Annotated in this window: 20 protein-coding genes; 14 read left to right on the plus strand and 6 right to left on the minus strand. The window is 42.8% G+C overall.

The features are described 5' to 3' along the window. Positions 1-13: 13 nt before the first annotated feature. Both D9X91_RS00695 and argH read left to right on the plus strand, forming a co-directional pair. Positions 14-1,219, plus strand: coding sequence for an argininosuccinate synthase (locus D9X91_RS00695; protein WP_121678635.1), 1,206 nt, complete (start codon positions 14-16; stop codon positions 1,217-1,219). Next, positions 1,219-2,619 carry an argininosuccinate lyase gene (argH, locus tag D9X91_RS00700; RefSeq protein ID WP_121678636.1) on the plus strand — a complete coding sequence of 467 codons (1,401 nt, stop codon included), beginning with the start codon at positions 1,219-1,221 and terminating at the stop codon, positions 2,617-2,619. The genes D9X91_RS00695 and argH overlap by 1 nt, the downstream gene beginning before the upstream one ends. A 268-nt stretch (positions 2,620-2,887) precedes the next feature. Here argH and D9X91_RS00705 read toward each other — a convergent pair whose 3' ends face one another. Next, the gene (locus D9X91_RS00705; RefSeq protein WP_121678637.1) at positions 2,888-3,343 is read right to left on the minus strand and encodes a universal stress protein; all 456 of its coding nucleotides are present in this window, start codon (positions 3,341-3,343) and stop codon (positions 2,888-2,890) included. Positions 3,344-3,451: 108 nt separating this feature from the next. On the opposite strand from D9X91_RS00705, the gene D9X91_RS22410 reads away from it, so the two are divergent. Further along, the gene (locus D9X91_RS22410; RefSeq protein ID WP_158598202.1) at positions 3,452-3,601 is read left to right on the plus strand and encodes a hypothetical protein; all 150 of its coding nucleotides are present in this window, start codon (positions 3,452-3,454) and stop codon (positions 3,599-3,601) included. 31 nt (positions 3,602-3,632) lie between these two features. Here the strand turns inward: D9X91_RS22410 and D9X91_RS00710 are convergent, their stop codons facing one another. After that, positions 3,633-4,967, minus strand: a complete 1,335-nt coding sequence (locus tag D9X91_RS00710) for a purine-cytosine permease family protein (RefSeq protein WP_121678638.1) — start codon at positions 4,965-4,967, stop codon at positions 3,633-3,635. 263 nt (positions 4,968-5,230) lie between these two features. Here D9X91_RS00710 and ald point away from each other — a divergent pair, with 263 nt between their 5' ends. Beyond that, the gene (ald, locus tag D9X91_RS00715; RefSeq protein WP_121678639.1) at positions 5,231-6,352 is read left to right on the plus strand and encodes an alanine dehydrogenase; all 1,122 of its coding nucleotides are present in this window, start codon (positions 5,231-5,233) and stop codon (positions 6,350-6,352) included. 321 nt (positions 6,353-6,673) lie between these two features. Here ald and D9X91_RS00725 read toward each other — a convergent pair whose 3' ends face one another. Next, a complete protein-coding gene (locus D9X91_RS00725; RefSeq protein ID WP_199738058.1) occupies positions 6,674-7,771 on the minus strand; it encodes a M24 family metallopeptidase in 1,098 nt (365 codons plus the stop codon). A gap of 181 nt (positions 7,772-7,952) precedes the next feature. Between D9X91_RS00725 and D9X91_RS00730 the strand changes: the two genes are divergently transcribed. The 3 genes from D9X91_RS00730 to D9X91_RS00740 all read left to right on the plus strand — a co-directional run bounded on the left by D9X91_RS00730 (position 7,953) and on the right by D9X91_RS00740 (position 10,383). Then, positions 7,953-8,633, plus strand: coding sequence for a metal-dependent hydrolase (locus tag D9X91_RS00730; RefSeq protein WP_121678641.1), 681 nt, complete (start codon positions 7,953-7,955; stop codon positions 8,631-8,633). 106 nt (positions 8,634-8,739) lie between these two features. After that, entirely contained in the window at positions 8,740-8,976 is a 237-nt protein-coding gene (locus D9X91_RS00735; protein WP_121678642.1) for a hypothetical protein, read from the plus strand. Positions 8,977-9,069: 93 nt separating this feature from the next. After that, positions 9,070-10,383, plus strand: a complete 1,314-nt coding sequence (locus D9X91_RS00740) for a CBS domain-containing protein (RefSeq protein WP_121678643.1) — start codon at positions 9,070-9,072, stop codon at positions 10,381-10,383. A gap of 255 nt (positions 10,384-10,638) precedes the next feature. Here D9X91_RS00740 and D9X91_RS00745 read toward each other — a convergent pair whose 3' ends face one another. After that, entirely contained in the window at positions 10,639-10,947 is a 309-nt protein-coding gene (locus D9X91_RS00745; RefSeq protein ID WP_121678644.1) for a YtpI family protein, read from the minus strand. 116 nt (positions 10,948-11,063) lie between these two features. Between D9X91_RS00745 and D9X91_RS00750 the strand changes: the two genes are divergently transcribed. Then, on the plus strand, positions 11,064-12,002 hold the full coding sequence (locus tag D9X91_RS00750; protein ID WP_121678645.1) for a DHH family phosphoesterase: 939 nt from the start codon (positions 11,064-11,066) through the stop codon (positions 12,000-12,002). 64 nt (positions 12,003-12,066) lie between these two features. Here D9X91_RS00750 and ytrI read toward each other — a convergent pair whose 3' ends face one another. Then, complete coding sequence (gene ytrI / locus D9X91_RS00755) at positions 12,067-12,570, minus strand: sporulation membrane protein YtrI (RefSeq protein WP_121678646.1); 504 nt, start codon at positions 12,568-12,570, stop codon at positions 12,067-12,069. After that, positions 12,567-12,899: a YtrH family sporulation protein gene (locus tag D9X91_RS00760; protein ID WP_121678647.1), complete on the minus strand. Its 333-nt coding sequence runs from the start codon at positions 12,897-12,899 to the stop codon at positions 12,567-12,569. Before D9X91_RS00760 ends, ytrI begins: the two co-directional genes overlap by 4 nt. A 151-nt stretch (positions 12,900-13,050) precedes the next feature. On the opposite strand from D9X91_RS00760, the gene dnaE reads away from it, so the two are divergent. From dnaE to pfkA, 6 genes are all read left to right on the plus strand, one after another. Next, entirely contained in the window at positions 13,051-16,416 is a 3,366-nt protein-coding gene (gene dnaE, locus D9X91_RS00765; protein WP_121678648.1) for a DNA polymerase III subunit alpha, read from the plus strand. Between the two features lie 182 nt (positions 16,417-16,598). Beyond that, positions 16,599-17,837 (plus strand): NAD(P)-dependent malic enzyme, encoded by a 1,239-nt coding sequence (locus D9X91_RS00770; RefSeq protein WP_121678649.1) that lies wholly within the window; start codon positions 16,599-16,601, stop codon positions 17,835-17,837. Positions 17,838-17,904: 67 nt separating this feature from the next. Beyond that, positions 17,905-18,480, plus strand: a complete 576-nt coding sequence (locus D9X91_RS00775) for a FadR/GntR family transcriptional regulator (RefSeq protein ID WP_121678999.1) — start codon at positions 17,905-17,907, stop codon at positions 18,478-18,480. A gap of 93 nt (positions 18,481-18,573) precedes the next feature. Then, positions 18,574-19,443: an acetyl-CoA carboxylase, carboxyltransferase subunit beta gene (gene accD / locus D9X91_RS00780; protein ID WP_121678650.1), complete on the plus strand. Its 870-nt coding sequence runs from the start codon at positions 18,574-18,576 to the stop codon at positions 19,441-19,443. Then, positions 19,437-20,417, plus strand: coding sequence for an acetyl-CoA carboxylase carboxyl transferase subunit alpha (accA, locus tag D9X91_RS00785; protein WP_121678651.1), 981 nt, complete (start codon positions 19,437-19,439; stop codon positions 20,415-20,417). The genes accD and accA overlap by 7 nt, the downstream gene beginning before the upstream one ends. Before the next feature lie 268 nt (positions 20,418-20,685). Continuing rightward, complete coding sequence (pfkA, locus tag D9X91_RS00790; protein WP_121678652.1) at positions 20,686-21,645, plus strand: 6-phosphofructokinase; 960 nt, start codon at positions 20,686-20,688, stop codon at positions 21,643-21,645. Positions 21,646-21,649 lie beyond the last annotated feature (4 nt).

Consider the following 21,649-nt stretch of genomic DNA (forward strand, 5'->3'; position numbering starts at 1 on the left):
GGAGCTGTTTTAAATGCCGCAGAAAGTAGTTTTGGCCTATTCAGGGGGGCTTGATACCTCGGTAGCCATCCAATGGTTGAAAGATCAAGGATATTCGGTCATTGCTTGTTGTCTGGATGTAGGGGAAGGAAAAGATCTGGATTTCGTGAAGTCCAAAGCCATCCAAGTGGGGGCGGAGAAAAGTGTGGTCATCGATGCGAAGAAGGAGTTCGCAGCAGAGTATGCACTGGTTGCACTACAATCTCATGCACTCTATGAAGGAAAATATCCATTGGTGTCTGCACTGTCTAGACCTTTGATCGCAAAGAAATTAGTGGAAGTGGCTGAACAGGAGGGAGCTGTTGCAGTTGCACATGGGTGTACGGGGAAAGGGAATGATCAAGTTCGTTTTGAAGTTTCCATCAAAGCGCTCAATCCAGATTTGCAAGTCCTAGCGCCTGTAAGGGAATGGGGCTGGTCACGCGAAGAGGAAATCGACTATGCTGCCAAGAATAATATCCCGATTCCGATTGACCTCGATAATCCTTTTTCCATTGATCAAAACCTTTGGGGGAGAAGCAACGAATGCGGTGTCCTCGAAGACCCGTGGGCTGCCCCGCCGGAAGCAGCATATGATCTTACAAACGGATTGGAAAACACCCCGGATAAACCGGATTATATTGAAATAGAATTTGAGAATGGAACACCTGTCAAATTAAATGATCAGTACCTTTCACTGGAGGAAATCATTGAGCAATTGAATAAGGTTGCCGGCAAGCATGGAGTGGGCAGGATCGATCATATCGAAAACCGCTTGATCGGGATAAAATCAAGGGAAGTTTATGAGTGCCCTGCTGCGATTACCTTGATTAAAGCACATAAAGAATTGGAAGATTTAACACTTGTTAAAGAAGTGGCTCACTTCAAACCGGTCATCGAACAAAAATTGTGCGAGGTCATCTATAACGGTCTTTGGTTCTCTCCTCTCACCAAGGCTTTACAAGGATTCCTGGCAGAGACGCAAAAGAATGTGGCAGGAACAGTAAGGGTCAAATTATTCAAGGGCCATGCGATTGTCGAGGGAAGAAAGTCTCCATATTCCCTTTACAACGAAAAACTTGCAACATACACGACTGAAGATGCATTCAATCACCAATCTTCGGTAGGGTTCATAGAACTTTGGGGGCTTCCGACTGCCGTCCATAGTGCTGTTCATCAAAAAGGGAAAGTGAACGTGTAATGAAAAAATTATGGAATGGCCGATTTAAAGGGAGTTCTGAGGAGTGGATCGATGAGTTCGGTGCATCGATTCCATTCGATCACCAATTGGTGCTTGAAGATATTGAAGGAAGTTTGGCGCATGTTGAAATGCTTGTCCAATGCAGCATCCTTTCTGAACAAGATGGAGATCTCATTCAACAAGGACTCCAGGTGATTAAGCACAAGGCAGAGAACAACGAGTTGAAATTCGAATTATCCCACGAAGATATTCATTTGAACATCGAAAAAATGCTGATTGATGAAATCGGCCCTGTCGGCGGCAAACTCCATACGGGGCGCAGCCGTAATGACCAAGTCGCGACAGATATGCATCTTTATCTAAAAAAACAAGTTCAGGAAATTATCAATAGCATTGATCAATTCCAGCGTGTTCTTGTAAACAAAGCAGCCCAGCATGTTCATTCTGTGGCTCCAGGCTATACCCACCTCCAGCGGGCGCAGCCGATATCATTTGCCCATCATTTGCTTGCCTACTTTTGGATGATGGATCGTGATAAAGAACGGATGAATGATAATTTAAAAAGGATCGACTGCAGCCCGTTGGGGGCAGGAGCCCTTGCCGGGACAACTTTTCCGATTGATCGCTTCATGACAGCCAAAACCTTGGGTTTCAGCTCAGTATATGAAAATAGCCTGGATGCCGTAAGCGATAGGGATTTCATAGTTGAATTTCTCAGCAATTCATCCATATTGATCATGCATCTTTCAAGGTTCGCAGAAGAAATCATTTTGTGGGCAAGCCAAGAATTCCAATTCATTGAATTGGATGATGCCTATGCGACAGGGAGCAGCATCATGCCCCAAAAGAAAAATCCTGATATGGCAGAGCTGATAAGGGGGAAAACAGGCAGGGTCTACGGTCATTTAATTGGTATGCTCACTACTTTAAAAGGACTTCCCCTTGCGTACAATAAGGATATGCAGGAGGATAAGGAAGGCATGTTTGATACCGCCCAGACGATTCAACGATCCTTGGATATCTTTGCGGGCATGGTGGAGACTATGAAGGTCAATGAATCCAACCTTGCCTCTGCTGTAGCCAAGGATTTTTCAAATGCAACTGAATTGGCAGATTATTTGGCTGTAAAAGGGATTCCTTTCAGGGATGCGCATGAGATTGTAGGCAAGCTTGTCTTGCATTGCGTTGAAACCAATATTTTTTTAGTTGACCTATCCATTGAAGATTTCCAAAATGCATGTCCTCTCATTGCAGAGGACATCTATGAAGTCCTTTCACCGGAGCAGGCGGTTAAAAGAAGAAATTCCTATGGAGGAACAGGATTTGCACAAGTAGAAATCCAAATAGAAAAAGCAAGGGCTGCTTTGATTGATAAAGAGGCTGGGACAAAAGTGTTTTAGTCGAGAAAAAACCCGAACCATAATTCGAAATCTTCCATAGACTTCGAATTCGTTCGGGTTTTTCATGTTAAAGAGTGTTGTTGTTTTTGGCATATTTTTGCTGTTGATTGGAGTGCAAGACGAAGACTCCGGCTCACCGCCCGCCCCGCGGAAAGCGAAGTCTTGCACGGAAAGCAACAGCGGTGTAATGACAGATGCTTACTCCTGGTATTGTTCGCCTCTAGAGTGAAGTGATTTAGTTTTGTCCCATCCTCTTTTATTTGTATATTTATAAAACTTCACCTTTATTTGTTCTGACGACCAGCACGTCACATGGTGCGGACTTGGTAATGTGCTGGGAGACGCTGCCGATAAGGAAGCGTTCCAGGGTGCTCATGCCAGTGGCTCCGCAAATAATTAAATCAGCCCTCACTGATTTGGCAACTTGATTGGGAATGACAGCTTTAGGGGAACCGTGTTCAATCATCGTTTTTACATGATCGATGCCAGCAGCTTCAGCTTCGGACTTATAGCGCGATAACAATTCTTCTGCATAAGTGTCAGCTCTTTCTGTCATGTTTCGATCATATGCTTCGACCGTGGCATAGGAACGGGTATCAATGACATGTACAAGGGTCAATGAAGCCGAATTTCGCTTTGTAATGGAAATTGCCTTTTCAAATGCCCACTCTGCTTCTTGAGATCCATCGACAGCAACGAGGATGTTCTGATAGGTCTGTCCCATATTCATTCCTCCTTTGCTTACATTTTACATTAAAACTTCAGTAATATCTCTGACAAATATTCGAATACTAGTCATGTAATGTAAATTTCAAAACGGAGGGGTCAACAAATGAAAAAACGAGAGCAAAAGGAAGAAATGCACTATGATGAAAGCGGGCTTCATGAAGTGAGCAATCAAATCATGAATGTTTATTCAGCGGGAACTTTCGATAGGGAAACAGAGGCTCCCAATGAGGACATAGAAAACGAGTATAAATAATGGAACAAGAGCTGAACCGTAATTGCTCGGTTCAGCTCTTATTTATACTGGCCCGCACTACTGATTTCTTTGTAACGGCACTTGCAAAAAGATACATCATGAATGCAGCTGCAAAGACAATGAACCCCGGGGAGAGTGAACCAGGGATTAAAAAGTAGAGGATTGAATTCACAATTATGATCAATAATGCAGTCGAATTATATGAAAAGGAGTGATCTGCAATTCGCTCAAGGTCCTGTACGGAAAGCTTTAATCGTTTTAAAAACATAAATTCTGCAACGATAATAGCTGAAATGGGAATGATGAAAGCCCCTAACAGGCTGATGTAATCTTTCGCATTTTCAATAATCGCTGGAAAGCAGCTTAATAATATGGCTGCAGCCCCAAAAAGAAGTGAACTATTGATCCTACCAACCCTGGGAATGGCATTAAGTAAGCTGAATCCACCTGTATAAGCATTGCTTAAATTGATGGAAACCATTGAAATCATCGCGCACAAGGTCAGAATGAATGTCATCCACGCAGAATTCGCCAGATGACTTGAAGATACGAAAGGGTTCAGGTTATTCGTCAGATGTGCAGAAAGAGACCCAAAGAGTGCAGTAATGAAAAAACCGACCACATTGCCTGAAAACAATCCCCAGAATCCTTGCCGCACATTTTCGGCATAGCGAGTGATGTCTGAAGAAGCACTTACACCTGATACATATTGAACAAATGCCAGACTTGCAAACAAGAAAAACGAACCAAAAGTAAAGTTTCCATTTGATGCGTTTGTGATAAAGTGAGAATTCAATTCGTGAATAAAAAGATAGCCCATGACGATCTGGCCTAAAATAAGCAGTGGCATACACCATTTCGTGAACTTTTTGACAGCATCAAAACCAACGAGTGCAAGAATGGTCATCAATATTGCGAGTATGATTGATATAGGCAAAGACAGAAGGTGTATATGGAAGAATTCTTCAGATAAGTCAACGATGACCATTGTGCCTCCGATGGTTTGTACGCTGAACCAATATAAGGAAGTAATGGACCTGACAGGAGAAGCGAAATATCTCGCCAGTTTAGTACCAAGCAGGGATCGGATGGCATATTGGGCGGGCAGTCCATACCTTGAGCCTGGAATGGATAGGATGGAAACAAAAAGAAAAGCTGCTGCTGCCCCAAGTAGTGTGGATACGATTGCCCATTCCCATGGCAGATTTCCATCAAGAACTGCAAGAGCCGGTACGATAAAGTTCCCCGCATTCACGGAGAAGGAAAGCTGGATGATGAAGTATTCAAACCAGCGGGTGTTCTTTAATTCAGTCGGTACAGGCTGAAGCCCGAGTCGTTCAATCCTGTTCATTTTGGCAGTGGTCATTTTCGGTTCTTCCCTCGTCCCTGAAGTAAAATAATATCCATTCCCATTTTAACGGACTTATCCCTTTTTTTGCACATAAAATTTCAATATATGCAAAGACTACACATAATAGGCAAGTCTCCTTTTTTTTGATAAAATGTAAGTGTTTTCATTGGCGTGAAATCTATAAAAAATTGTTTAGCATTTTAACATGTTAAATGTTATATTAATTAAGTGTTTTGTCCCGTAAGATTTATTGAAATATGATTTGGGAGGTATGTAATATGCGTATCGGGGTACCTAAAGAAATAAAAAATAATGAAAATCGTGTAGCTATGACCCCAGCTGGTGTTTTCCATTTAGTCAACCATGGCCATGAAGTTTTTATTGAAACCGGAGCTGGCCTCGGTTCGGGATTCAGTGATGAAGATTATCTTCAAACTGGAGCAAAAATAGTTGGTACAGCATCTGAAGCGTGGAGTATGGAAATGGTCATGAAGGTTAAGGAACCGCTTCCTTCAGAATATGAATACTTCCGTGAAGGGCTTATTCTTTTTACATATCTTCATTTAGCTCCGGAACCAGAGCTCACGAAGGCATTAATAGATAATAAAGTTGTCGGCATTGCATACGAGACGGTTCAGCTTCCAAATGGATCTCTTCCATTGTTGACGCCAATGAGTGAAGTAGCAGGACGAATGGCAACGCAAATCGGTGCACAGTTCCTTGAGAAGATCCATGGTGGAAAAGGAATCCTTCTATCTGGAGTCCCTGGTGTCCATCGTGGCCGTGTCACAATCATCGGCGGAGGGGTTGCTGGAACGAACGCTGCCAAAATGGCCATTGGCCTTGGAGCGCAGGTTACAATCCTTGATTTGAATCCTGAACGACTTCGTCAGCTTGACGATATATTTGGCAGTGATGTTACAACATTGATGTCAAACCCGCTTAATATCGCAGAGTCTGTGAGAGAAGCCGATCTTGTCATCGGGGCCGTCCTCATTCCTGGTGCTAAAGCTCCTAAGTTAGTAACGGATGAGATGATCCAAACGATGATGGATGGTTCTGTTGTGGTGGATATTGCCATCGACCAAGGCGGAATCTTCGAAACGACCGACCGCATAACGACACATGATGATCCAATATATACAAAACACGGAGTCGTGCATTATGCCGTAGCCAATATGCCTGGTGCAGTACCGCGTACATCTACGTTCGCATTGACAAACGTTACGGTCCCATATGCCGTACAAATTGCAAACAAAGGATACCGTCAAGCATGCATGGACAATGAGGCCTTGCTAAAAGGAATCAATACATTGGACGGCTACGTAACTTATAAAGCAGTAGCAGAGGCGCATGCCCTGGACTACTCAGATGCAAAATCCTTATTGGAAAAAGCATAAAAAACAGCCCCTTTAACTGGACAAGTTTTCAGTTGAAGGGGTTTTTGGTTTTTCTTGGACTGTAAACAAATTCAGAGAGATTGCATACCATCCTTTTTTTATGAAATAAATAGCGTGTGTTGATTTCCGCTGCGGGCGGAGCCGAGCCGTTTTTCCCGCAGGAGTAGCCACCCTCCTCTTCAATCATATACTTGCAATTCTGTTTATCAATGGCAACAATCTTTATGAAAACAGTCTTGTATAAAAACAACATTCTTTTTAGAATACAGCCCCATACAAAAACGGAGCTCCCCTCAATGAGGAAGCTCCGTTTTGCAGTCGTTATTTAATGATTTGCAGGTCTTTTGGGAACTTTGTGAAGGATTCTACACCGTCAGCAGTAATGAGAAGGTCATCCTCAATTCTCACGCCGGCTACATTCGGTACGTAGATGCCAGGTTCAATAGTGAAAACCATGCCTTCTTCCATCGTTAAATCATTTGTTTCTGTCAAAGCGGGGTATTCGTGGACGCTGACTCCCAATCCATGGCCAAGGCGATGCGGGAAGTAATCTCCGTATCCAGCGTCGGCAATCATCTTTCTGGCGGTTTTATCTAATTGGCTCGCTTTGACCCCCGGTTTTACCGCTTCAACAGCCGCTAATTGTGCTTTCAGTACTGTTTGATAGATTTCTTCCTGTTTATCATTATAGTGATCATAGGCAACCGTTCTAGTTATATCTGAACAGTACCCTTGGTAAACGACTCCCAGGTCGAACAGGACAAGATCACCCTTTTTTATTTTTGTGCTTCCCGGGTTGCCGTGTGGTGATGCACCGTTCGCCCCGGTCAGTACCATCGTTGAAAAGGACATTTCGGAAATCCCTTTTTTCTTCAATTCATATTCGACTTTGGCGATGATTTCAAGCTCGGATTTACCTTCTTTAATCTCCTCGACACCTGTTTGGATGGCAAAGTCGGCAAACTCGGCAGCCTTCCTTAAAATCTCGAGCTCTTTTTCATCTTTGATCATCCGCAAGACGCGCAGTTTTTCCTCGGCAGATACGAATGCTGCTCCAGTGTACCTTTCTTTCAGTTCTTCATATCTTTCAACATTTAAATGTTCTTTTTCAATCGCCCATTTATGTACTTTTCTAATGCGGGCATTGACGCTTTTTTCGATCATATCCCATGGCCGGTCAGTATCGGAGTGACCGATGATTTCATATTCCCAGCCTGCGTTTCTTGCGTCTTCTTTTTCCATGGCAGGGCAGACTAAAATCGGCTCTTCATCCTGAAAGGCCAATATGCCTAATAATCTTTCATGCGGCTCGCTTCGGAAACCGCTTAAATAAAAGACATTTTCTTTGGAAGTAATAAAGGATGCCTGAATATCTGATTGTTTCATCCAATCCATGAATGATTGCATTCTCTGTTTCAAACTAATTCCTCCTCGCGGCTAGTAGGTTCTTTCTACTAATGAGAGTACCAACAATTTTTTTGAAAGTAAACTTTTAAACTAGTCAGAAAAAGGGTATCGTATCTGTGAGTTTCTTTGGGAGGACATCAAGCAGCTCGTGAAGAATATTTTATGTGGATGAAATGTAAAGGAGTGGAGCTAAGTGAAAGTATCTTATCATGGACATTCAGTCATCAAGATTCAAACAAACGGGAAAACGATTTTATTCGATCCATTCATCAATGGCAACGAATTGACAGATTTAAAAGCAGAAAATGAAAATCCCGATGTCATCATTTTAACCCACGGCCATGGGGACCATGTCGGCGATACGATGGAAATCGCGAAACGAAGCAATGCGCTTGTCATCGCCCCGAACGAACTTGCCGTCTACCTTGGCTTCCAAGGCTTGAATACACATCCGATGCATATCGGAGGAGCTTATGAATTCGATTTCGGAAAAGTCAAATTGACGCCTGCTTTCCATGGTTCGGGTCTTGTGACAGAAAATAAAGAAATCATTTATATGGGTATGCCTGCAGGAGTGCTATTTATGGCTGAAGGAAAGACGATCTACCATGCTGGTGATACAGCGCTCTTTTCAGATATGAAACTCATTGGGGAGAGACACCCGATTGATGTTGCGTTCCTTCCGATCGGGGATAATTTCACGATGGGTCCGGAAGATGCCGCCTATGCAGCAGAGCTCTTAATGGCTAAGAAGACAGTGCCGATCCACTACGATACATTCCCGCCGATCAAACAGGATCCTCATAAATTCGTTGAATCTTTGAAGGATAAAAATGGTCTAGTGATGACCCCTGGAGAATCGTTGGAGCTTTAACAGGTCCTTTTATAACTACAAACCGAAACAGGTCTGAAAAGGACCTGTCTTTTTATTTGGGTACAAGCATAGAATATAACAAGCTGTGCATAAAGGGGGGAAAACAATGAAGCAAAGGTTTTTATTGTGCTTGCTGTTAAGCGGGCTGCTGGTTTATTACGCTGTGCCTAATTTGAATTTTCATGCGGAAGGGGCAGAAGAGATTTTCACGCGATCCTGGCTCTTATTTGCCTGCTTTGTGATTGCAGGCAATCTTTCTGCACTCCTATATACCCCAAAACGGGAAAAGCCGCAGAAACAAGGAAAACCTCAGATGCCAAAGAAAAAAGCAAGATCATATTAGAACCCGCTATATGCCCAATAAAATTGAATCAGCAAGCTTTTCACCTTATAATAGTGATTATATAAAGGGACCGATTAGAAAAGGGTGAAGAGCTTGGCTACTAAACATGAACAAATTTTGCAATACATAGATGGGCTTCCTGTCGGGGAGAAGATTTCTGTCCGGCAAATCGCCAGAGCCATGAGCGTGAGTGAAGGTACTGCCTACCGCGCGATCAAAGATGCCGAAAATAAAGGCTACGTCAGTACGATTGAGCGAGTCGGGACGATACGGATCGAAAGAAAAAAGAAAGAAAATATCGAAAAGCTCACATTTGCTGAAGTGGTCAATATCATTGATGGACAAGTTCTGGGCGGTAGAGACGGATTACATAAAACACTGACCAAGTTTGTTATAGGCGCCATGAAACTTGAAGCGATGATGAGATACACCGGCGCCGGCAACCTGCTTATCGTGGGGAATCGTACAAAAGCCCACGAGTTGGCACTCAGGGCAGGGGCTGCAGTCCTCATCACAGGTGGATTTGATACAGATGATGAAGTAAAGAAACTGGCAGATGAACTCGAGCTGCCGATCATCTCAACTAGCTATGATACATTTACGGTGGCAACCATGATCAATCGCGCCATCTACGACCAATTGATCAAAAAGGATATTGTGTTTGTCGAAGATATATTGACACCGTTGGAAGAGACCGTGTTCCTCAAGACGGATGAGACGGTCAAGTTGTGGCATGAAAAAAATAAAGGAACGGGCCACAGTCGATTCCCTGTCGTTGACCAAAGCATGAAAATTCAAGGGATGATCACCTCCAAGGATATCATCGGCGTCGATTCCCATATTACAGTGGATAAGATTATGACGAAAAACCCGATAACGGTCGGCGTAAAGACAAGTGTAGCATCTGCAGCGCACATGATGATCTGGGAAGGCATCGAAGTCCTCCCGGTCGTCAATGAACAAAATCGGCTTCAAGGGATCATCAGCAGGCAGGATGTATTAAAAGCGCTTCAAATGATTCAAAGGCAGCCGCAGGTAGGTGAAACGATTGATGACATCATGACAGACCAGCTATCAGTATCCCATGCCGATGATTCGGAAAACAGCTACCGATTTGAAGTCACACCGCAAATGACCAATCAACTCGGAACCATTTCTTACGGCGTATTCACCACCATCGTCACCGAAGCTGCCAATCGTGCATTGAGGAGCTTCAAAAAGGGCGACTTGGTCGTTGAAAATATGACCATTTATTTTATCAAACCGGTCCAAATGGAAAGCATGATTGAAATCGTCCCAAGAGTCTTGGAGGTAGGGCGCAAATTTGGAAAAGTAGATGTAGAAGTCTTTAACGATGGCGTACTCGTTGGAAAAGCCCTAATGATGTGCCAACTTATTGATAGATAGAAAAGCGGAAGCGCCTTGATTAGAGGCGCTAAGGACTGGGAAAATTAGAGTTCGAATTTTCCTTAGACTGATTAAAGGAACAAAGGCTAAGATCGCCACGTCGTGTGGCAACGCCTTTGCTTGTACATCCTGTACATCGGAGATAAAGGAAACACGAAGAGCATCAGCGATTCGATGTTGACTTATCGTAGGCGAGCCGAGGGAAGTCCTCGAGCCTCTAGGCGCTGGGGGCATAAAAAAAAAAGCTGACCATCGTCAGCTTTGCTCATCAACATATTCAGCCTCTTTGATCGCGTGCGGCAGGTAAAATCGATAAGCTTTGTAGCCTGCCCAAATGCTAAGCGTACCCATAATGATAAAGAGAGCGGCAACGATATAAGTAGTAGTGGTAGGGTAAAGATATAATTGATTGATGCCGAATAGTCCGATAAACAATCCTAAAGCCATACTGGATTTTCCGGATATGTATTTCTTTTCCATAGGAAGATTGCTTCGGACATATTTGACTTTGTAGTATATATAAAATGATAGCGATAGTACAATAAATACAACAAGAAATGGCATGAAAGTTCCTCCAAATATCGACAATTTTCAATTTATATTGTAACGATATTCCTGGAAAAAAGCCACTTTTATTCGAAATTTGCAGGAAAGTTGAACAAAAGGAGACTATTAAAATCATGAAGGAAAAAATCTTAGAAACGATAAAAGCATACGAAACCATCATTGTTCATCGCCACGTCAGGCCAGATCCAGATGCGTACGGATCGCAAGGAGGTCTGGTGGAAATGTTGAGAGCTTCTTTTCCCGGCAAAAAGATCTTTGCAGTTGGCACGGAAGAGCCTTCTCTGAACTTTTTGAATCGCCTGGATGTCATTGAGGATGATATGTATCAACAAGCTCTTGTCATCGTCTGCGATACTGCAAACCAAGAGCGAATCTGCGATGAGCGCTATCGGCTGGGTGAGAAACTCGTGAAAATAGACCACCATCCCAATGAAGATCCATACGGAGATCTATTATGGGTCGATACATCTGCAAGTTCTGTGAGTGAAATGATCTACGATTTTTATTTGTCACAAAAAGACTATGGCCTGGTCATGACAGATGCAGCAGCCCGTCTTCTATTCGCAGGCATCGTCGGAGACACAGGCAGATTCCTGTACCCGAGTACAACTCAGAGGACATTTGACTATGCAGGTGAATTGATCCGCTATGATTTTGACAGAACGGAATTATTCAATCAAATGTATGAGACTGACTCTAAGGTAATGAAGCTTCAGGGTTTTATCATGCAAAATTTTGAACTGATGCCTAGTGGAGCTGGTGTCCTCATATTAAAAAAGGACCTGCTGCAACGATTCAATGTTACTCCATCAGCTGCTTCCCAGCTTGTCAGCAGTCTCGGGAATGTAAAAGGTATCAAGGCGTGGTGCTTTTTTATTGAAGAAGAGGACCAAATCCGTGTCCGCCTTCGTTCCAAAGGACCTGTAATCAACGAAATTGCCAAAAAATATAATGGCGGCGGTCATCCTCTGGCTGCAGGTGCATCCGTACATTCTTGGGAAGAAGTCGAAGATGTAACGAAAGATCTGGAAGCTGTCTGTATGGAAGCATAAATCAAATCGCCTTCCCACAGAAACAGAGCATTCTGAAGTGTTGACGAAAAGAGCTGGCCAAGGTTCATTTGGCCAGCTTCATTTCCAATGTGACTTGGATGGTTGTATAAAAGAAGATTTCTTTTATGACAAATGAATATCTCTTGTCATTTAGAGTGATGGTTTTATTTTCGATCGTCCTTTTTACTAGTTCTTTATTTTTATAGACTGAGTTCAAGTCTTTTGCCAAAAGCGGCCTTAAATCCTCTCTTAGTGCATCCTCAGCTTCATCCAAGGATAAATCATCAATATTGTATTTGGAAGCATTGGTGATTTTAATGGAAATATTTTGAATGGTCAGCAGCTCCTGATTTTTTTTATTCAACTCAGCGAAATCTTCCTGCCATATTGATTTGTCTTTTTCTAATTGAATGATTTTATCGCGCTGATCTTCCAGTATTTTTGCCTGTTTTTCCTGAAGGGCGCCGAACATAAAGAGAAAGATGACCCAGCTGATACAGCCGCCCACTGCTATTCCAGCCAATAATCGCTGCCATTCCGGTCTTCGATACAATGGGGGTATCCTCATCCAATATGCTCCTGTGTAAACCACCTGATAATTTCCGCAGCGCATTGAGCACCGCCCATGGCAGATAAAATAAGCAGGAATTGCTTGAAGAGATCACGTGTATCTCCATCAAGAAATCCCCTTTCAAAACTATAAACAGTATCAAATGTCCCCCCAATGGCCGCAATGATGGCCCAAATCCGAATATTTGTCGAGATTTCAGCCACTTTGGTCAACGGAGGCTCTCCCGTAATGAAAGCAGACAGCCCGCCGATTAAAGTCCCTCCGATCAATACACCGAATGCAATGAAAAAACTCTCAAAGAAAGATGGAAAAAAAGCACCGTTCATCCCGCAATCATCCTTAATTAAAATATCTTTACCCTATATATATGGGACAACATTCTATGTTATGATTAGCTCCTTGATGGGAACATATTTTCTTTTTTTGATATACTATAAATATAATAAATACAGATTTGAAAAAAGGTTGTGAATCGACATGTCGTTCATTCACTTACAAGTTTCAACTTCATATAGTCTTTTATCAAGTACCATTTCCATAGAGGAATTGGTTCAGCAAGCCAAAAAAATGCATTATGAGGCGTTAGCCATTACGGATCGAAATGTGATGTATGGTTCCGTTCCTTTTTATAAAGCTTGTATGAATCATGGAATTAAACCGATTATAGGCCTTGAGGCAGATGTATTGAGCGAAATTCAGCCTGGCCAATCATATCCGTTGGTACTGCTCGCAAAAAACAACGAAGGCTATCAGAATCTGCTTAAGATTTCCAGTGTCATCCAAACCAAATCGGAAGACGGGATACCTCTTAAGTGGCTCAAGGCTTACAGTGCAGGTTTATTTGCCCTGACTCCAGGTAATGAAGGCGAGATTGAATATTACATAGCAGAGGATGAGGTTGACAAGGCAAAGGAAGCGATTCAGCTTTTCAAAAATATTTTTGAAAGAGAGTCCTTCTACCTATCCCTGCAGCAGCATAACAAACGAGACGTGGAGCATTCCATTCCACAAATCAGGTGCTTGGCGTCAGAACTAAACGTCCCCACAATCATTACGAACGATGTCAAATATCTATCACAGGCCGATAGCTTCGCGCATGAATGTCTGATGGCCATCCGTGAAGGGAAAGTGCTGGCGGATGAGGACCGCCCCCGTTTAGACTCAAATGAATATTATTTCAAAACGAAATCGCAAATGGCCGAACTATTTTCGGATGACGTCGAAGCATTGGAAAATACAATTAAAGTGGCTGATTCATGCAAAGTCAATCTCTCCTTCCATAAAAGGCTGCTTCCCAAATTCCCGCTTGAAGGCCATCTTGACCCGCATGCAATGCTCAAGGAACAATGTGAACGGGGTCTTGAGTCAAGAGGGCTTCTCCATAAAAAAATCTATCAGGACAGACTTCACTACGAACTAGGGGTCATCCGCAATATGGAGTTCAGTGATTATTTCTTGATTGTTTGGGATTTTATGAAATATGCTCGGGAAAAAGGAATTTTGACGGGACCTGGCAGGGGATCGTCGGCAGGTTCGCTTGTTGCTTATTCCTTGCAGATAACAGATGTTGACCCGATTGATCATGGACTGATATTTGAACGTTTCCTTAATCCGGAGCGAATCACCATGCCCGATATCGATATTGATTTCCCTGATCATAGACGGGATGAAGTGCTTCAATATGTAGCAGCAAAGTATGGAACACAACATGTTGCACAAATCATCACCTTTGGTACATTAGCTGCCAAGGCTTCAATGAGGGATGTTGCAAAAGTATTCGGCTGCAATTCAAAAGAGCTTGAGCAAATCTCCAGGCTGCTTCCTTCCAAGCCAGGGCTCCGTTTAACGGAAGTATACGAACAGAACCCTTCATTTAGGGAGTTCATCGCCCAAACAGAATTGTATAAAAAGATGTTTTCTACAGCGGTGAAATTGGAAGGTTTGCCCAGGCATGCCTCTACACATGCTGCAGGGGTAGTGATTTCCGATTCTCCACTTGTGCAAGATGTTCCATTGCAGAGCGGACAGGGGAATTTATCCCTCACTCAATATTCAATGGATATCTTAGAGGAAATCGGATTGCTCAAAATGGATTTTCTCGGATTGCGAAATTTATCGATATTAGAACGGATCATCCAATCAATCCAACGCGGGACGGGCCGTAAAGTGAATCTTAGGGAAATCCCTTTCGATGACAAAGAAACATATGATTTATTGAGCAAAGGCGATACAACGGGAGTGTTTCAACTGGAGTCGGATGGGATGAGAAAGGTGTTAATGAAGTTAAAACCATCCAGATTCGAAGACATAGTGGCGGTAAACGCACTGTATCGTCCAGGACCGATGGAGAATATCCCGCTATACATCGATCGTAAACATGGTCTTAAGACTGTTGATTACCCGCATGAGGATTTAAAGGAAATATTGGAAATGACGTATGGAGTCATCGTTTATCAAGAACAGATCATGCAGATTGCTTACAAGATGGCAGGGTTTTCTTTAGGGGAAGCAGACTTATTAAGAAGAGCCGTAAGCAAAAAGAAGAAAGAGGTTCTCGATGAGCAGAGAAATCATTTTGTAAAAGGGGCTCTCACCAAAGGATATGATCAAAAAAATGCCGATCAAATCTATGATTTAATCGTGAGGTTCTCCAACTATGGTTTCCCAAGAGGACATGCAGTTGCTTATAGTGTGATCGCCTATCAATTAGCCTACTTAAAAACGCATTATCCAATATATTTCATGGCTTCATTATTAACTAGCGTAGTAGGAAACGAGGACAAGGTGGCACAATATATCAAAGAAACAAAATTGATGGGGATTTACGTGCTTCCTCCATCCATAAACAAAAGCCACTTTGCTTTCTCGGTTGAAAACGGAAGCATACGTTTCAGTCTTGCAGCCATCAAGGGAGTCGGTGTCGCAGCACTCAGGGCCATAACCGAAAACCGGCAAGGTAAGAAATATCAGGATTTATTTGATTTTTGCGTTAGGGTCCCAATAAAAGCCGTAAATCGCAAAACAATTGAAGCCCTTATCTTTTCAGGCGGATTTGATGAATTCGGAAAAGACCGGGCAGTCCTCCTTGCAAGCCTTGACGCTGCTTTGGAGCACGGTGAACTTTTAAACCCTGATGACCAGGATTACAATCTCTTTGAAGATGAAAATTCCTTTCAGCTGGTTCCGAAATATACGGATGTCGAAGCGATGCCATTATTGGAAAAACTGAACTTTGAAAGACAGGCGATCGGCCTTTATTTATCCGATCACCCGGTAAGTCCTTATAAAGAAGTATTGGACCATTATGGAACTGTGTATATTAATGACCTTTCAATCGGGGAAAAGAACGTTTCGGCAGGTGGATACATTACATCTATGAAGACCATTCGAACCAAGAAGGGACAAGTGATGGCCTTCATGACGGTCAGCGACCAATGGGGCGATCTTGAGTGCGTCCTCTTCCCTACAGTCTATAGCAAGAACAGTGCTGTCTGTCAGCAAGGAAATATTGTCATCATTCAAGGAAAGATTGAAGATCGAAATGAAAAAAAACAAATGATCGTTCAGCAGGTCAAAACGATTGATCAAGTAAAAGAAGAGCTGGCTGATTCGATGAAAAAGCTCTATCTAAAAGTTACTCCCTCCTTTCAAAATTCCAGGGAACTTCACAAAGTCCAATCGACCTTGAGGAAATATCATGGATCGACCCGTGTGATCATGTATTACGAAAGCGATGATAAAATCATTCAACTAGGTAAAAAGGATTGGGTCAATGCTTCCAAAGGATGCCTGGAGGAATTGGAAACATTACTGGGCAAAGACAATGTCATACTGAAACAATAATTTCTTTACTTCCAATACGGATATGTTATATTGTTTAAGAGACTGTGTGGTCAGACCACTTTCAATTAATTTCAATTAATAAAATGGTGTTTTCTGTTATCAATACTCTATTTAGCAGCGAACTTTACGAAAACATCCAAAATAAAATAGCTAAGGATCCAGGAATGAAGGAGTGAAGTAAGGTGTCATTACGAGAAGAAGCATTGCATATGCACCGTGTGAACAGAGGGAAATTGGAATCAAAATCAAAGGTCGAAGTGAAAAATGCTAAAGATTTAAGCTTAGCTTATTCTCCTGGTGTTGCTGAACCTTGCAAAGTCATATATGATAAGCCGGAAACGGTTTACGAATATACAATGAAAGGCAATATGGTAGCGGTAGTGTCAGATGGAACGGCGGTCTTGGGACTGGGGAACATCGGTCCTGAAGCGGCGTTGCCTGTAATGGAAGGGAAAGCAGTTCTATTCAAAAGCTTCGCAGGCGTCGATGCATTTCCTATTTGTTTAAGCACGACAGATATTGATAAAATTGTAGAAACGGTCAAGCTGCTGGAACCTACTTTCGGAGGAGTGAACCTCGAGGATATTGCAGCTCCGAATTGTTTTGAAATTGAAGAGCGCTTGAAGAAAGAGACGAATATCCCAATTTTCCACGATGACCAGCACGGTACCGCCATCGTGACGGTTGCCGGTCTTGTCAATGCATTGAAGCTCGTTGGCAAGAAGATGTCTGAGATTAAGGTAGTGGCGAATGGAGCAGGTGCTGCAGGGATTGCCATCATCAAGCTGCTTTATAATTATGGTGTCCGCGACATCATCATGTGTGATACGAAGGGGGCCATTTATGAGGGGCGTCCAAATGGAATGAATGATATTAAAGCAGAGGTTGCTAAATACACAAACAGGGATAAACTCCAAGGCAGCTTAGCTGATGTCATCAAGGATGCGGATGTGTTCATTGGTGTATCGGTAGCAGGTGCATTGACATCAGAAATGGTTCAATCGATGAAAGATGATTCCATCATTTTTGCAATGGCAAATCCTGTTCCTGAAATCATGCCGGAGGATGCAAAAAAAGCAGGGGCAAAGGTCATCGGGACTGGCCGCTCGGACTTCCCTAACCAGGTCAACAACGTTTTGGCATTCCCTGGCATCTTCAGGGGCGCATTGGATGTAAGGGCGACACATATCAATGAAAAAATGAAGCAGGCAGCTGTTGAAGCCATTGCAAGCTTAATCAGCGAAAATGAATTGAACGCTGATTATGTCATCCCTGGTCCTTTCGATCCAAGAGTGGCTCCCGCGGTGGCATCAGCGGTTGCCAAAGCGGCAATGGAGACAGGCGTCGCCAGAATGAAGGTCGATCCAGAAGAAGTCAAAAAGCGTACGGAGACATTGGCAGTCATTGGAAAAGGCGAGTGATTGCCTAGTGAAGTCAACTCCTCCAAATAAAAAAGTCTATCTTGAAATTGTTCACCGATTAAGAGATATGATCGACTGTGATGGATTGAAAAAAGGGGACAAAATCCCTTCTGAACGTGAACTATCGGAGCGGCTGAATGTAGGCCGCTCTTCGGTTCGCGAAGCTTTAAGAGCACTCGAATTGCTTGGTTTGATCGAGACAAGAAGAGGAGAAGGAACTTTTTTACGTGATTTTCGCGATCATCAGCTGGTAGAATTATTGAGTACGTTCATTCTTCAGGATGCAGATGTGAAAAATGATGTCGAGCATACAAAAGAGCTTCTGGAGAAAGACTGTCTTAGACTGGTGGCTAAGGAACACATGGAGCAAAAAAGTGGTCTGGCCACAATTACCGACTCGATTCATTCCAAACAAATCCAAAGCGAAGACGAACTGTTTAAAGCCATTTTTTATTTATCAAAAAATCGGCTGCTGCTTAAAATATGGTTCATATTGAATCAATATCATTCACAACTTTCGAGTGAAAGAAAGATCGATGACATCGACCTTCCACTTAAATTAATCGCCGGGCTCATGGAAGGCGATCATGAGCAAGCCATTCAAATTTATGACGAAATGCAAAAACTGTCGAAGCAAAGATGACAATTTATAACAATATTCGAACGTAACATTCGATACATTATATAAACAAGCCATCTTAATAAATTGTTATCCTTTGACAAGGAGGAAAAAACCTTGCTAAAAGATTTATTTGTTAAAACAAAGAAAAAAAAATATGCAACGATCCCTTCGGAGGCAGCAAAGCAAGACGTACCGGAAGGCATTATGACGAAATGCCCGAAATGCAGAAAAATCATGTACACAAAAGAATTGCAAAAGAACTTGAAAGTTTGCTTGCACTGTGAATTCCATCATAAAATGAATGCCTTCGAACGAGTGGATTCATTCCTCGACGAGGGGACGTTCAAAGAATTGGATGCAGGATTGACATCCGAAAATCCACTTGGCTTCCCGGATTACCTTGATAAGCTTGAAAAGGATAAGAAAAAAACAAAGCTAAATGAAGCAGTCTTGACTGGCTCAGGGGAAGTCAGCGGCATCGAGGTTGTCGTCGCGATCATGGACTCCCATTTCAGAATGGGCAGTATGGGGTCTGTCGTAGGTGAAAAGATTACGAGAGCCATTGAAGAAGCCGACCGCAAGCAAGTGCCATTTATTATTTTTACGGCTTCAGGCGGTGCCAGAATGCAAGAAGGTGTATTGTCGTTGATGCAAATGGCGAAAACAAGTGCAGCCTTAAAAAGGTTCAGCGATCATGGCGGCCTAATCCTATCTATCATGACCAACCCGACAACAGGAGGAGTTTCTGCAAGCTTTGCCTCTCTTGGGGATTATAATTTTGCCGAACCGGGTGCATTGATCGGTTTTGCCGGTAGACGCATCATTGAACAGACAATCAGGGAAGATTTACCGGAAGACTTTCAGACTGCTGAATTCCTGTTGAAGCATGGACAACTTGATGCAGTCATTCATCGATTAGAATTGAAGGAAAAATTAGCAAATGTATTAGAAATTCATCAGCCTGGAGGTGACATCGATTGGTAAATGAATTGGAGTTTGAAAAACCCGTCACAGAATTACGGAAAAAAATAACAGAATTGAGGGAATTCACGACACAATCAGATGTGGATTTATCTTCGGAAATTTCCAAGCTTGAGGCTCGTTTGGCCAAATTGGAGCAAGATATCTATGAGCATATGAAACCTTGGGACCGGGTGCAGGTAGCACGCCATCCAAACCGTCCGACCACATTGGACTATATTTCATTTTTATTTTCAGATTTCTTTGAAATGCATGGTGACCGTGCCTTCGGTGATGACGAAGCGATCGTATCGGGAATTGCAAAGTACAAAGGCCTTCCTGTCACTGTTATCGGGCATCAAAGAGGTAAAGATACAAAAGAGAATATCCGCCGCAACTTTGGAATGCCTCATCCAGAAGGCTACCGCAAAGCATTGAGGCATATGAAACAAGCAGAAAAATTCAATCGTCCGATCATCTGTTTCATCGATACGAAAGGCGCGTATCCGGGGAAAGCAGCGGAAGAGCGTGGCCAAAGTGAAGCAATAGCAAAAAACCTTTTTGAAATGGCCGGGGTGACGGTTCCGATTATTTGCATTGTGATCGGGGAAGGTGGAAGCGGTGGAGCATTGGCGCTGGGAATCGGCAATCATATCCATATGCTTGAAAACTCCACTTACTCTGTCATTTCTCCAGAAGGTGCTGCGGCTTTACTCTGGAAAGACTCATCACTTGCAAAGCAGGCAGCGGAATCCATGAAGATCACCGCCCCTGACTTAAAGGAAATGGGGATTATTGACGAAATTATCCCAGAAGTCAAAGGTGGAGCCCATAAGGACGTTGAAAAGCAGTCTGGATTTATCGATGATGTTTTAAAGGCATCTTTAAAACAATTGCTCTCTCTTTCCAAGGATCAGCTTGTTGATGAGAGGTATGAAAAATTCAAAAAGATCGGCAAGTATACGGATATGAAACAATTTGAAGAAATCAAATCATAGGCGCATCCTCCATGGATGCGTTTTTCTTATTGAGTTAAACGCTTTCATTATGCGGATAATTTCGTCTTTTTGTTTTCAAACCAGTAAATTATTGAGCTAGACCAATCTTCGTGTTATTTTAGAAATATTAAATGATTTAAACGACCATAATATTTATGAGAAATCTACTATAATGGCCAAAGAAACTAATAAACCGAATTTTTTGTGAAGTCTTTAACAAAAAATTATATGATGAATTTCCTACATAATTTGATAGAGGTGGTAGAAGATGAAACGGATTGGCGTATTAACAAGCGGAGGAGACGCTCCAGGAATGAATGCAGCGGTTCGTGCTGTTGTAAGGAAAGCGATTTTTCACGATTTGGAAGTGTATGGCATTTATCAAGGGTACAGCGGCCTGATCAATGGGAATATCAAGAAATTGGAATTGGGATCAGTTGGCGATATCATTCATCGCGGGGGTACGATGCTTTACTCCGCAAGATGTGAAGAATTCAAAACAAAAGAAGGTCAGCAAAAAGGAATCGAACAATTGAAAAAGCATGGAATCGATGCACTTGTTGTCGTGGGCGGAGACGGTTCGTATCGAGGCGCCAAGGCTTTGACGGAGCAAGGCTACCCTTGTGTAGGTGTTCCAGGGACGATTGACAATGATATCCCAGGTACAGAATATACGATCGGCTTTGATACGGCATTGAATACCGTGATCGATGCGATCGACAAAATCAGGGATACTGCTACTTCCCACGAAAGAACATTTATCGTTGAAGTGATGGGAAGAGGTGCAGGCGACATTGCGCTTTGGTCAGGCTTGGCGGGTGGTGCAGAGACCATCGTCATTCCGGAAGATAATTTCAAGATGGAAGATGTCGCGAACCGTTTGAAAAAAGGACATGAGCGCGGGAAGAAACATAGTATCATCATCGTTGCTGAGGGTGTCATGAGCGGACCCGAATTTGCAGAGAAATTACAAGAAGCCACTAACATGGAAACGCGGGTTTCTGTCCTTGGACATATACAACGCGGTGGTTCTCCGACTGCCTTTGACCGGGTTTTGGCTAGCAGATTGGGAGCACATGCGGTAGAATTATTAATTGAAGGTAAAGGTGGAAGAGCTGTAGGGATCGAAAAGAACCAGCTTGTTGACTACGACATCATTGAGGCATTGGCTATGCCGCATCGTGTCGACTTAGATATGTATCGTCTTTCTAAAGAGCTTTCGATTTAATCAT

Origin of the sequence: Falsibacillus albus, assembly GCF_003668575.1 — a bacterium.
Classification (GTDB): domain Bacteria; phylum Bacillota; class Bacilli; order Bacillales; family DSM-25281; genus Falsibacillus; species Falsibacillus albus.

Bases quoted from the DNA above. Each gene is read 5' to 3' on its own strand.
- D9X91_RS00775 (WP_121678999.1), top strand. From the start codon at position 17,905: ATGATCGACTGTGATGGATTGAAAAAAGGGGACAAAATCCCTTCTGAA.
- ytrI (WP_121678646.1), bottom strand. From the start codon at position 12,570: ATGAGGATACCCCCATTGTATCGAAGACCGGAATGGCAGCGATTATTG.
- D9X91_RS00695 (WP_121678635.1), top strand. From the start codon at position 14: ATGCCGCAGAAAGTAGTTTTGGCCTATTCAGGGGGGCTTGATACCTCG.
- D9X91_RS00750 (WP_121678645.1), top strand. From the start codon at position 11,064: ATGAAGGAAAAAATCTTAGAAACGATAAAAGCATACGAAACCATCATT.
- pfkA (WP_121678652.1), top strand. From the start codon at position 20,686: ATGAAACGGATTGGCGTATTAACAAGCGGAGGAGACGCTCCAGGAATG.
- argH (WP_121678636.1), top strand. From the start codon at position 1,219: ATGAAAAAATTATGGAATGGCCGATTTAAAGGGAGTTCTGAGGAGTGG.
- D9X91_RS00710 (WP_121678638.1), bottom strand. From the start codon at position 4,967: ATGACCACTGCCAAAATGAACAGGATTGAACGACTCGGGCTTCAGCCT.
- D9X91_RS00760 (WP_121678647.1), bottom strand. From the start codon at position 12,899: ATGAACGGTGCTTTTTTTCCATCTTTCTTTGAGAGTTTTTTCATTGCA.
- D9X91_RS00705 (WP_121678637.1), bottom strand. From the start codon at position 3,343: ATGGGACAGACCTATCAGAACATCCTCGTTGCTGTCGATGGATCTCAA.
- dnaE (WP_121678648.1), top strand. From the start codon at position 13,051: ATGTCGTTCATTCACTTACAAGTTTCAACTTCATATAGTCTTTTATCA.
- D9X91_RS00735 (WP_121678642.1), top strand. From the start codon at position 8,740: ATGAAGCAAAGGTTTTTATTGTGCTTGCTGTTAAGCGGGCTGCTGGTT.
- ald (WP_121678639.1), top strand. From the start codon at position 5,231: ATGCGTATCGGGGTACCTAAAGAAATAAAAAATAATGAAAATCGTGTA.
- D9X91_RS00745 (WP_121678644.1), bottom strand. From the start codon at position 10,947: ATGCCATTTCTTGTTGTATTTATTGTACTATCGCTATCATTTTATATA.
- D9X91_RS22410 (WP_158598202.1), top strand. From the start codon at position 3,452: ATGAAAAAACGAGAGCAAAAGGAAGAAATGCACTATGATGAAAGCGGG.